This window comes from Pseudomonas sp. PDM15 (assembly GCF_014851565.1).
Classification (GTDB): Bacteria; Pseudomonadota; Gammaproteobacteria; order Pseudomonadales; family Pseudomonadaceae; genus Aquipseudomonas.
This window is the reverse complement of record NZ_JACVAA010000001.1, coordinates 89,908-101,970: the sequence shown is the minus strand read 5'-3', so window position 1 is coordinate 101,970 and position 12,063 is coordinate 89,908. Positions and strand designations below refer to the sequence as shown.

Here is a 12,063-nt window from a genome sequence, read left to right as displayed (position 1 = left end):
CCAGCACTATAGCCGAGCGCCGGCGCTCTTACAGGCGAAAGCGTCCCACTTGTGCGCTGAGGGCCTGGGCCAGATTCTGTAGCGCCTGACAGTTGTCTCGGCAGGAGGCGACCTCGCTGGCGGTGGAGTGGGCCAGGTCGGCGATGCCCTGCACGTTGCGGTTGATTTCCTCGGTGACCGAGCTCTGTTCCTCGGTCGCCGTCGCCACCTGGTGGTTCATGTCGCTGAGGCGCTCGACCTGGCCGGCAATCGACTCCAGCGCGCGGCCGGTGCTCTGGCTGGCCTCGACGCCGGTGCCGGTGGCCTGCTGGCCGGCCTGCATGGAACTGACCGCTGCCTCGGCGCCCTGCTTGAGGCGCAAGATCATCTGCTGGATTTCGTCGGTGGAGTTCTGCGTGCGGCTGGCCAGGGTGCGCACCTCGTCGGCCACCACGGCAAAGCCACGGCCCTGCTCGCCGGCACGGGCGGCCTCGATGGCAGCGTTGAGCGCCAGCAGGTTGGTCTGCTCGGCGATGCCACGAATCACCGCCAGCACCTGGTCGATGGACGCCACCTGGGTGGCCAGCTCGCCGACCGCCCCGGCCGCCGTGCCGATCTCCCCGGACATCCTCTGGATATGTGCGATCGAGCCGCTCACCTCGCTGCGGGCGCTGGCGGCCTCGTCGCGCGCCTTCTGCGAGACCTCCGCGGCCGAGCCGGCGTTACGGGCGATCTCCTGCACGGTCAGGCCCATCTCGTGCACCGCGGTGGCCACCAGGTCGGTCATGTCCTGCTGCTGGCCGGAACGCAGGGCGGTGTTCTCCACCACCCGTGCCACCTGGGAGACCGATTCGCGCAGCTTGTCGCTGGTGGCCAACACCTCGCCGATCAGCAGGCGCTGACCTTCGAGGAAGCGGTTGAAGCCGCGGGCCAGGTCACCCAGCTCGTCGGCCCGCGACTCATCCAGGCGACGGGTCAGGTCGCCACCGCCACCACCGATTTCCACCAGCGCCTGGGTCACCCGGCGGATCGGTCGCACCAGACCGCGGGCCAGCAATACCACCAGGCCCAAACAGAGCAGCGCCACGCCGGCGCCGATCAGCGCGGTTACCAGCAACGCCTGGCGCGCCTCGCCGTACACCTGCTGCTCCGGCAGCTCTGCCACCAGCTGCCAGTCCAGCGACTGCAGCGGCATCGCCATGGCCAGGAAGGCTTCGCCATCACGCTCGAAACGCTGGACCTGACCGGCCTTGCCGACCAGGGTCTGGGCCGCCTCGGTGCCGACCAGCTCGCTGAGGCTGCGCTGGTCGCTGACCTGCGCATCCGGGTGCACCTTGACCCGGCCGCCGGCGTCCACCAGATAGACGCGGCCCGCCTCGCCCTGGTGGAAGCCACGGACCAGGTCGGACATCGCACTGAGGCTCAGGCCCAAGCCACCCACGCCGAGGGTACGGCCGCCGACCTCGATGCGCTGGTTGATGAACAGGGTCGGCACCGCCGTGGTCTTGTCGATATCGACGTCCAGTGAGCGCGGCTTGCCGCTGTCGACGAAGTCATAGAACCAGGCGTTCTCCGGCGCCCGGGCGAGAGTGCGATCCAGGCCGTCGCCGGTGTAGTAGTGACCGGATTCCACGGCCACCAGGAAGGTGGTGAGGGCCTTGTTGGCGCCCTGCTCCTGCTTCAGGTAGCGCACCATGGCGTCCAGCTGCGCAGGGTCTTCGCCGGCGGCGAGCCAATCGCTGACCAGGCTGTTGCCGGCAATGCCGCGGGCGGCGGTGAGAGGCTCGCCCAGCACCCGCTCCAGGTCGTTGCGCACCGCCTCGACCCGCGCCGGCAGCTCACCGTTGACCAGGTAGCGTTCAATCTGTCGGTTGGCCACCCCGGAGTAGATGACGATAACGATCAGCACGCTGATCATCAGCGCCGCGCCCATGCTGAGGATTAACTGCCACTGGATGCTGCTGCGCCAGAACCCCATTTTCCGCTCCTCGACTTCGAACAGTGCCTGAGGCCCGACCGCAGCCCGTGTAGCTGGCTATATCGACCGATTTACGGCTGCCCTTGAATGGCACCGGGGGATGGTCGCAATTTGCACGATAGACCAAACGGCAGGACCTGGAGAAAGTGCCGCAGCGCAGGAACGGCGCCGCCTGCAGCGCAGCACGGAGTCGCGCCGGCCCGGCGCAGGCAGACAGAGCGGGCGTGCCGGCTCAGGCGCTCAGTTCACATAGCCGGGCATTGGGTGCCAGGCGGAAGAACTCCTCGATCGGCAGGCGCACCAGGTTCTGGTGATCGCCGGCTTCCAGGTAGATATCGGCCTGCCGCGCCAGCAGCGGGTCGATCAGCATGCCCATGCCGTAGGCCTCGCCCAGGGCCGGAATGGCACCGCGTTCGCAATCCTTGAACAGGCTGCCGAGGCTCTGCTCGCTGGTCAGTTGCCAGCGCCAGGGACCGCTGCGCACCTTGCCCAGGTCGAGCTGGCGGTTGGCCGGCAACACGGCCATCAGGTAATGGCCGCGACGGTCGTCGAGGATCACCGGCTTGGCCATGCGCGTGGCGGGAATGCCGGCCTTGCGCGCCGACTCCAGGCTGGTCGCGGAATGCTCGTGCTCGACCAGATCGAAATGACAGTCGGCCCGCTTCAGGCTGCGGGCCAGGGTTGCGGCCATGTGCATGATCCACCTCGACTACTGTGGCACCGGTAACATCAGTCTAGCCGCGCCGCTATCGGCGCAGCGCCGACGCATGCAACGCTTGCTGCTATCCAGGCCGCTGCATAGTCTCGCTGGCGCTATGGCTGCCCACTCTAGATTTCGGCCTTTGCCGGGGAGATCCATGTCCGCACTGCTCGACGCCTGGCGTCACGCACCAACCCATCGCCGGGTCTGGGCGCTGGCCGCGCCGATGATCCTGTCCAATCTCTCGGTGCCGCTGGTGGCGCTGGTGGATGCGGCGGTGATCGGCCATCTGCCGCATACCCAGCAGCTCGGCGCAGTGGTGGTGGGTGGCAGCCTGTACGCCATGCTGGTCGGCGTGTTCGGCATCCTGCGCATGAGCGCTACCGGCTTCGCCGCCCAGGCGGTCGGCCGTGGCGATGGCGGCGCGCTGCGCCTGGTGCTGCTGCAGAGCCTGGCCCTGGCAGCGGCCATAGCCGTGCTGATCGGCGTACTGGCGATTCCGCTGAGCGACCTGGCGCTGCAGCTGATGCGCCCCTCGGCCGAGCTGGATGCGCTGACCCGCGACTTCTTCCACGCCCGTCTGTTCGGCCTGCCGGCGACCCTGGCCTGCTCCGCACTGGTCGGCTGGCTGCTCGGTACACAGAACGCCCGCGGCGCGCTGGCGGTGATGCTGACCACCAACCTGCTCAACGTCGCGCTCAACCTGTGGTTCGTCCTCGGCCTGGACTGGGGCGTGCTCGGCTCGGCGCGAGCCTCGGTGGTCGCCGAGTGGTGCGGTGCCCTGCTCGGCCTGGCATTGGCCTGGCGCACCCTCGGTCGCCATCCGGGGCAGATGTCGCTCGATGCCCTGCGCCAGTGGCATGGCTGGCAGGCGCTGCTGGCGGTGAACCGCGACATCCTGATCCGCACTCTAGCCCTGCACCTGGTGTTCTTCCTCATCACCGTGCAGGGCGCCCGCCTGGGCGATGCAACGGTGGCGGCCAATGCCCTGCTGCTCAACGGCCTGCTGGTCGCCGCCTTCGCCCTGGACGGTTTGGCCCACGCGGTGGAAGCCCTCTGCGGGCATGCCATCGGCGCCAATGATCGCCTCACCCTACGCCGCTCGCTGGTGGTGGCCGGCGGCTGGTCGCTGCTCGGCAGCCTGCTGTTCGCCGTGCTGTTCCTGCTCGGCGGGCGGCTGTTCATCGACCTGCAGAGCGACATCGCCGAAGTGCGCAGCGCCGCCTACCCTTACCTGCCGTACCTGGCGCTGCTGCCGTTGATCGCGGTGTGGAGCTATCTGCTCGACGGCTTGTTCATCGGCGCGACACGAGCCCGCGAGATGCGCAATGCGATGCTGGTCAGCGTGGCCCTGGGTCTGCTGCTCGGCTGGCTGTTGCAGGGCCTAGGCAACCACGGACTGTGGCTGGCTTTTCTATGCTTCATGCTGATGCGCGGTCTGACCCTGGCCATCCAGGCCTGGCAGCTGCGCCGACAAGACGCCTGGTTCGGCGCGAATTACTGAGCGGAGACGGATATGTTGCCTGCCCCCTGCCCTGCCGACGAAGACCTGCGCCAGCGCGCGCTGGACAATCTGAATGTGGTCGATACGCCGGCCGAGCTGTACCTGGACACTTTGGTGCGCCTGACCCGCGAGCTGTTCGAGGTGGAGACGGTGCTGATCAGCCTGATCGACCGCGACCGCCAGTGGTTCAAGGCGCGCATCGGCCTGGACGTGGCGGAGACCCCGCGCGACATCTCCTTCTGCGGCCACGCCGTGGCGGCGCGCAGCCCGCTGGTGGTGGAAGACGCGCACCTCGACCCGCGCTTCGCCGACAACCCGGTGGTCATCGGGCCGCCCTTCATCCGCTTCTATGCCGGCCAGCCGCTGTACAGCAGCGACAACCAGCCGATCGGCACCCTGTGCATGCTGCACCCGCAGCCGCGCAGCCTGAACCAACAGGAACGCTTGCGCCTGCGCGACCTGGCCACCCTGGTGGAAGGCTACCTGCAGCTACGCAGCGTCAGCCAGCAGGCGCACAAGCTGCGCGAGGCGGTGGACCGCGAGCAGCGCAAGGCGCTGATCGACCCGCTGACCCAGCTGTGGAACCGCGCCGCGCTCAACCAGTTCTTCTCCCGCGAACTGGCCGGCGCCACCAGCGCGGGCCTGCGCCTGGGCGTGATCTACGGCGACCTCGACCACTTCAAGCAGGTCAACGACCAGTTCGGCCACGCCGGCGGCGACCAGGTGCTGTGGGAAAGCTCGCGGCGCATGGGCGCGGCGCTGCGCCCGGATGACCTGCTGGTGCGCCTGGGCGGCGAGGAGTTCATCGCCCTGGTCTCGGTGCACGACGCCGGGGAGCTGGGCCATATCGCCGAGCGCATGCGCAAGGCGGTCGGCGACACGCCGATGACGGTAGCCGCCAAGCCGCTGCCGGTCACCATCAGCCTGGGCACCGCGCTGCTGCAATCCGGGGAAAACCAGGGCGACCTGCTGGAGCGCGCCGATCAGGCCCTGTACCTTGCCAAGAAACAGGGCCGCAACAGAACGGTCCACGCCGAACCAACCTTCTGAGGAGTTCCCATGGCCGACGCCATCGCCGCCAGCCTGCACTACCTGTCGATCTTCGTGCTGTTCTCCCTGCTCACCTGCGAGCACGTCCTGTTTAAACCCGATCTGGACGTGGCCACGGCGCGCAGGCTGCTGCGCATCGACATGATCTACGGCGCCACCGCCGGCGTGGTCCTGCTCACCGGGCTGGCGCGGATGATCTGGTTCGGCAAGGGCCTGGACTACTACCTGCACAACTGGGTGTTCCACGCCAAGGTCAGCCTGTTCATCCTGGTCGGCCTGCTGTCGATCCTGCCGACTCTGACCTTCTTCAACTGGCGCAACGACCTGCTGGCCGGCAAGGCGCCGACCATCACCCCGGCCCAGGCCAAGCGCACCATCATGGTGATCCGCCTGGAGCTGCTGCTCCTGGTCTGCCTGCCCTTCCTGGCCAGTCTGATGGCACGCGGAGTGGGTTTCTTCGTCAGCTAAAACGCACGCGCAGAAAAAAAGCCCTGCGATTGCCGGGCTTTTTCATGGGTGAAGAAGGCTCGCGAGCTAGAGCCAGGCAAGGCGAAATCGGGTGAGGGCGCGGAGTTTACGAGCTGTAAATGAGCAGCCCGAACCCGATTTCAACACAGCCTGGCCGACGCGCAGCAGCCTTCTCAGGTGGCCAGGTAGGACGAGCGCGTCAGACCCAGGCGCAACGCATCCAGGTACTGCGAACGCTCATTGGCGGTGAGCTTGGCGCTGGCCACCTTGTCGCGGTAGTAGGTCATCAGCTCCTCGGGCGACAGGTGCACGTAGCGCAGCATGTCCTCGATGGTGTCGTGGGTCTCGATACCGGTGTGGTACACGCTGCCGTCCGGGTGCTGGTAGATGTTCACCGAGTCGGTGTCACCGAACAGGTTGTGCATATCGCCGAGGATCTCCTGGTACGCACCGACCAGGAACACGCCGAGCACGTAGTCCTCACCCTCGCGCACTTCATGCACCGGCAGGCTGGTCTCGATCGACTGTTCGTCGACGTACTGCTTGATCTTGCCGTCCGAGTCGCAGGTCAGGTCCTGCAGCACGGCGCGGCGCAGCGGCTCCTCATCCAGGCGGGTTAGCGGCAGGATCGGCAGGATCTGGCCGATGGCCCAGGTGTCCGGCAGGCTCTGGAACACCGAGAAATTGCAGATGTACTTGTCGGCCAGCTTGTCGTTGAGCTCGTCGAGCACCGCGCGGTGCGAGCGCTGGCGCGCCTTGAGCTGGTTGTGCAGGCGGCGGCAGATGGCGAAGTAGCACTGCTCGGCCAGGGCCTTCTGCGACAGGCTCAGCTTGCCGGCAGAGTACTGCGCGGCCACTTCCTCGATGTAGTGGGTAGCGCGCCAGTATGTCTCGGCGACCATCTCCGGATCGCTGTCCTCGAGCAGTTCGATCAGCACCTGCAGCACTTCGGGCTGCTCGACGGACGCATCGATCTGCGGTACGTCGTCGTTGTGGCGCTCCACGTCGGTCACCTGCACCACCAGCACGGCGTGGTGGGCGGTCATGGCGCGGCCGCTCTCGGAGAAGATGTGCGGATGGGGGATGTCCTGGCGGTCGCAGAACTCCTTGAGCATGTCGACCACGGTGGCGGCGTAGTCCTCCATGTCGTAGTTGATCGAGCTGGCATTGCGCGAGTGGGTACCGTCGTAGTCCACGCCCAGGCCACCGCCGACGTCGATGTGATCCACCGGCAGGCCGAGGGCACGCAATTCGCCGTAGTAGCGGATGGCCTCGCGGAAGCCCTTGCGGTAGTCGGCCAGGTTGGCGATCTGCGACCCCATGTGGAAGTGCAGCAGGCGAATGCCCTGGTCCAGCTTGGCCTCCTTGAGGCGCTCGACCACCGAGAGTATCTGCGCGGCGGACAGGCCGAACTTGGACTTCTCGCCGCCGGTATCGGCCCACTTGGAGGACGCCAGCGAGGACAGGCGCACGCGCAGGCCGACCTGTGGAGTGACCTTGATCTTGGCCGCCTCCTCGATGACGAACTGCACCTCGGATTCCTTCTCGATCACGATGAACACGTTGTGACCGAGCTTTTGCCCCATCAGCGCCAGGCGAATGAACTCGCGGTCCTTGTAGCCGTTGCAGACGATGGTGCCGCCCTTCGGTGCCAGCGCCAGCACGGCCATCAGCTCGGGCTTGGAGCCGGCCTCCAGGCCGATGGAGACGTCCTGGGTGGCGATGATGTTCTCCACCACCGCTTCCTGCTGGTTGACCTTGATCGGGTACAGGGCGGTGTAGCGGCTGCCGTATTCGAGGCGCTCGATGGCCGCGTCGAAGGCGCTGGTCAGCTGGCGCACGCGTGACTGCAGGATGTCCGGGAAACGCACCAGCAGCGGCAGCGACAGGCCGCTCTCACGCAGGCCGTCGAGCTGGGCGTAGAGGTCGATCGGCGCGCTTTGCGGGCCGTTGGGACGCACTTCGACGCGACCGGCATCGTTGATCGAGAAGAAGCCGGCGCCCCAATGGCGAATACCGTAGACGCTGCGGCTGTCCGCAACTGTCCATTGGCTACCGTCGTCTTTGCGTGTGCGTCTTGCGGCCATCGAGGTCTCCTGTGAGGCAGATAAAGAGCTGCCGCCCGGCAGCAGATATAAGGGTATGGATATGACGATTGCAGGAGAGTGGACTGCCCCTCCTGCCTGGAAGTTTAGGAAGTGGCGCGTCAGCCGCCGGACTTCTTGGCCTTGAAACCGCGCTTGACCAGTTCTTCGAGCAGCAGCTCGACCATGTCGCCCTGGATTTCGATGACGCCGTCCTTCAGCCCGCCGCCGCAGCCACAGCGCTTCTTCAGCGCACTGGCCAGCTCCTTCAGCTCGGCCTCGGCCAGCGGCACGCCGGTAATGGTAGTCACGGTCTTGCCGCCGCGGCCCTTGGTCTCGCGACGCACGCGGGCGATGCCATCACCTTCGGGGATGACGCTCTTCTTGCAAATGCAGGCATCCACCGGCTGGCCGCAATCGGGGCAATGCCGACCGCCATCAGTGGAATAGACGAGACCGCTCAGGGCGGAGAACGACGAAGCTTTCTTGACCACCGGCTTTTCCTCGTAGGGGTCAGGATAGCGACTGGCTGAACGGGTCAGCCGCGGGGCCCCACTCAGGCAGGGGCAGCGCAACCAGGCATGGCGCCTGGCTTTGAAGGTGGCGCAGTGTAAGGGCAAAAGCCGTGCGTGCTAAGTGCGAAATTGCGCCATTGATCGACGGATTGGCGACCTCGTGCGGCATTGCGCACGCCACGCACGGAAATACTGCACAAATCCGCGCCCTGCGCGGGTTTCACCCTCCGCTCTCCCCAGGAGAGGGAGTCATCCCTGCATCGCCAAGTAGAGCCGCAGCGCCTGCAGCGAATCCGGACAGTAGGGCTTTTCCAGCGCATCGCTCAGGGCCTGGCTCGGCGCGATGAAGTGAGCCTCCAACACCTCCTCTGGCTGCAGCACCAGCGGCGCATCGGACACAGCCGAGAACACCGCGCCCCACAGGCGATTGCCCGGCTCGGCGAAGTAGAAACGCCCGTGTTCACGCAGCGCCACGCCAACTATGCCCAGTTCCTCGGCCAGCTCGCGGGCGGCGGACTCGGCGTAACTCTCGCCCTCGCCCACCATGCCGCCGGCCGCCACGTCCCAGTAGCCCGGGTAGATGGCCTTGCTCAGGGTGCGCCGGTGCACGCACAGCTCGCCGCGGGAATTGAACAGCAGGATGAAGGTGCCGCGGCCGATCAGGCCACGCTCACGCAGCTCGGCACGGGGCAGGCCGCCGAGCAGCTGATCCTGCTCGTCGACCCAGACAACCTGCTCGGCATCGGAGGCGGCACGATGGGCCGCCTCGCGTTCGGCACTGGCCATCAGCCCTGGCTCAGCAGGGTCCGCAGGTCGATGATCGCGGCGTTGGCGCGGGAGATGTAGTTGGCCATCACCAGCGAGTGGTTGGCCAGCACGCCGTAGCCGCTGCCGTTGAGGATCATCGGGCTCCACAGCGGCTCCTGGGCGGCCTCCAGCTCGCGGATGATCTGGCGCACGCTGACGGTGGCGTTCTTCTTCGCCAGCACGTCGGCGAAGTCCACCTCGATGGCGCGCAGCATGTGCGACAGTGCCCAGGCCTGACCACGGGCCTCGTAGAACACGTTGTCGATCTGCAGCCAGGGCGTCTTCACCTCTTCCTCGCGCACCGGCACGATCTGCCCCTCTGGAATCGGCTGGTTCGGCTCCACATCGGTATTCAGGCGCACCCGGCCGACACTGGCCGACAGGCGCTGGGACAGCGAACCCAGGCGGGTGGCCACATCGCCCAGCCAGTTGTTGAGGTTGTCGGCACGGGCATAGAACTGCGCCTTGGGTTGACCCGGGTCGGCCAGGGCCGCCAGGTAACGGTCCAGCGACTTGATGCCCTCGGTGTACTCGGCCTCGGAGGCCGGCAGCGCCCAGCTCTTGTTATCGAAGTTGAAGCGCGGCTCGGCCTTGGCCAGGTTCGGGTCCTCGGTGGACTGCGACTGGGAGCGGGCGAAGTCCTTGCGCATGGCCCGCGACAGGTCGCGCACCTGCACCAGTACGCCGTATTCCCAGGCCGGCATGTTGTCCAGCCACAGACCGGGCGGGGCGATATCGTTGGACAGGTAGCCGCCGGGCTTGCTCAGCAGAGTCTCGGACACCTGCTTGAGGGTCTCCACCGTGGTGTAACCGCTGACCAGCTTGCGCTGGGCCTGCTCGGCCGCCGCCTGGGCATGCTGCTGCACGGGGAACAGCTCCGGCTCCTGGCTCCAGTACCAGCCCACCAGCATGGCGCCCAGCAGGTATAGGCCCAGCAGGGTGCCAACGGTCTTGCCCAGCCAACCACCCGCCGCATAGCTGCGCACGCCATCGGCCTTGTCATCGACGTTGCCACGCAGCTCGCCTGCGCGATTCTTCCAGTCCAGCATGATCTTGATCCTTGATTGCGTCTTCGCTTGATCCGACCTTATCCGCGGCCGATCGTTGTTCTGCACTATAAGTGAAGCTCAGGGTCGGAGCAGTGACAGAATGGACTTGTTGCCGCTGATTCGGCCAAATGTTGGAAAATTGACGCCAAATGACCGATGGTTGTTCCCAGGGATATCACCAGTGGTAGCATCACGCCATCATCCAGCCCACAAGGCTGAATAACGATCAGATGCGAGTCATGAACGAGCAAGAAGACCCCAGCCGCGATCGGCTCAAGCTGCACTTCGCCAAACGCGTGATCCACCAGGCGCGTCAGGTACTCGAAGTGTGGCAGCGCTTGCAGCAGGAAGAATGGGGCGCCGCCGTGATGTCCGAACTGGCCGAGACCAATCTTGGCCTGCTGCGCTATGCCGAGCGTTTCGAGCAGGACGTGCACGTGCAGCTGGCCCGCTCTATCGTCCAATGCCTGGAAGCGGTCGAGGCCAACCGTGGTCGCCTGACCAGCCAACTGATCACCGAACTCAACCAACTGATGCAGCGCCTGTCGCGCACCGGCCTGCGCCATGGCGACCAGTACGAGCAGACCTTCCTGCCGCCGCTGCGCAAGCCGGTCTACCTGGCCCTGCAGGACCAGGACCGCGCCGAGCGCCTGGCCCAGCAACTGGAATTCTTCGGTCTGTACGCCCAGCCACTGGCCAGCGCGGAAGCCTTCCGCGCGGCCATGGCCGAGCGCCATCCGGCCGCCATCCTGATGGAAGTGGACTTCGCCGGCCCCGGCCAGGGCATGGTCCTGGCCGGCGAGGCGCAGGAAGGCCTGGAGCACAAGCTGCCGCTGCTGTTCTTCAGTCACGATGACGTCGACACCCCGACCCGTTTGGCCGCGGTACGCGCCGGCGGCCAGGAGTTCTTCACCGGCAGCCTGGATGCCTCCGGCCTGATCGAGCGCATCGAGATCCTCACCAACGTGGTCCACTACGACCCGTACAAGGTGTTGATCGTCGACGACTCGCGTGCCCAGGCCACCCATACCGAGCGCGTGCTGAACAGCGCCGGCATCGTCACCCGCACCCTGACCGAGCCGATCCAGGCCATGGCCGAGCTGGCCGAGTTCCAGCCGGACCTGATCATCCTCGACATGTACATGCCCGACTGCAGCGGCACCGAGTTGGCCAAGGTGATTCGCCACAACGACCGCTACGTCAGCGTGCCGATCATCTACCTGTCCGCCGAGGACGACCTGGACAAGCAGCTCGACGCCATGAGCGAGGGCGGCGACGACTTCCTGACCAAGCCGATCAAACCGCGCCACCTGATCGCCACAGTGCGCAACCGTGCAGCGCGGGCGCGCAACCTCAAGGCGCGCATGGTGCGCGACAGCCTCACCGGGCTGTACAACCACACCCATACCCTGCAGCTGCTGGAAGACGCACGATTCCGCGCCCGTCGCGACGGCCAGCCGCTGACCTTCGCCATGCTCGACATCGACCACTTCAAGAAGGTCAACGACACCTTCGGCCACCCCATGGGCGACCGGGTGATCAAGAGCCTGGCGCTGTTCCTCAAGCAGCGCCTGCGCAAGACCGACCATATCGGCCGTTACGGCGGCGAGGAATTCGCCGTGGTCCTGACGGATACCGATGCGGCCACCGCGGCCAAGGTGCTGGACGAAATCCGCAGGCGCTTCGCCGAGATCCACTACCCGGCCCAGCCCCACGACCTGAGCTGCACCTTCAGCTGCGGCATCGCCGAACTGACCGAGGGCATGGACAGCAACAGCCTGTCCAAGCAGGCCGACGAGGCGCTCTACGTGGCCAAGCGCGGCGGCCGTAACCGGGTCGAGATCTACCTGGGCGAGCCGACGTGAACCACGTCACAGCGTCATAAAGCCGTAACCAAACCGCAATAACCTGCGGACACCGCCTCAGTAG

The 12,063-nt window shown here is 66.3% G+C and carries 10 protein-coding genes; 4 read left to right on the top strand and 6 right to left on the bottom strand.

Translation table 11 applies throughout. From position 1 onward, the window contains the following. Positions 1-28: 28 nt before the first annotated feature. Both IB232_RS00495 and IB232_RS00490 read right to left on the bottom strand, forming a co-directional pair. Positions 29-1,957 carry a methyl-accepting chemotaxis protein gene (locus IB232_RS00495; protein ID WP_192396616.1) on the bottom strand — a complete coding sequence of 643 codons (1,929 nt, stop codon included), beginning with the start codon at positions 1,955-1,957 and terminating at the stop codon, positions 29-31. Positions 1,958-2,189: 232 nt separating this feature from the next. After that, positions 2,190-2,654, bottom strand: coding sequence for an aminoacyl-tRNA deacylase (locus IB232_RS00490; RefSeq protein WP_192396615.1), 465 nt, complete (start codon positions 2,652-2,654; stop codon positions 2,190-2,192). Positions 2,655-2,814: 160 nt separating this feature from the next. Here IB232_RS00490 and IB232_RS00485 point away from each other — a divergent pair, with 160 nt between their 5' ends. From IB232_RS00485 to IB232_RS00475, 3 genes are read left to right on the top strand one after another with little or no spacing between them, the layout of a single operon-like run. Then, positions 2,815-4,161, top strand: coding sequence for an MATE family efflux transporter (locus tag IB232_RS00485; protein WP_192396614.1), 1,347 nt, complete (start codon positions 2,815-2,817; stop codon positions 4,159-4,161). A gap of 12 nt (positions 4,162-4,173) precedes the next feature. Then, a complete protein-coding gene (locus IB232_RS00480) occupies positions 4,174-5,211 on the top strand; it encodes a sensor domain-containing diguanylate cyclase (RefSeq protein WP_192396613.1) in 1,038 nt (345 codons plus the stop codon). Positions 5,212-5,220: 9 nt separating this feature from the next. Further along, positions 5,221-5,679 carry a DUF2214 family protein gene (locus IB232_RS00475; protein WP_192396612.1) on the top strand — a complete coding sequence of 153 codons (459 nt, stop codon included), beginning with the start codon at positions 5,221-5,223 and terminating at the stop codon, positions 5,677-5,679. A 173-nt stretch (positions 5,680-5,852) separates the two neighbouring features. Here IB232_RS00475 and speA read toward each other — a convergent pair whose 3' ends face one another. From speA to IB232_RS00455, 4 genes are all read right to left on the bottom strand, one after another. Further along, positions 5,853-7,766: an arginine decarboxylase gene (speA, locus tag IB232_RS00470; RefSeq protein WP_192396611.1), complete on the bottom strand. Its 1,914-nt coding sequence runs from the start codon at positions 7,764-7,766 to the stop codon at positions 5,853-5,855. A 119-nt stretch (positions 7,767-7,885) separates the two neighbouring features. Further along, the gene (locus IB232_RS00465) at positions 7,886-8,257 is read right to left on the bottom strand and encodes a translation initiation factor Sui1 (protein ID WP_192396610.1); all 372 of its coding nucleotides are present in this window, start codon (positions 8,255-8,257) and stop codon (positions 7,886-7,888) included. Positions 8,258-8,527: 270 nt separating this feature from the next. Further along, positions 8,528-9,064, bottom strand: a complete 537-nt coding sequence (locus IB232_RS00460; RefSeq protein ID WP_192396609.1) for an NUDIX hydrolase — start codon at positions 9,062-9,064, stop codon at positions 8,528-8,530. After that, positions 9,064-10,134, bottom strand: a complete 1,071-nt coding sequence (locus tag IB232_RS00455) for a DUF2333 family protein (protein ID WP_192396608.1) — start codon at positions 10,132-10,134, stop codon at positions 9,064-9,066. Before IB232_RS00455 ends, IB232_RS00460 begins: the two co-directional genes overlap by 1 nt. 230 nt (positions 10,135-10,364) lie before the next feature. Between IB232_RS00455 and IB232_RS00450 the strand changes: the two genes are divergently transcribed. Further along, complete coding sequence (locus IB232_RS00450; RefSeq protein ID WP_192396607.1) at positions 10,365-11,999, top strand: diguanylate cyclase; 1,635 nt, start codon at positions 10,365-10,367, stop codon at positions 11,997-11,999. The last annotated feature ends 64 nt before the right edge of the window (positions 12,000-12,063 follow it).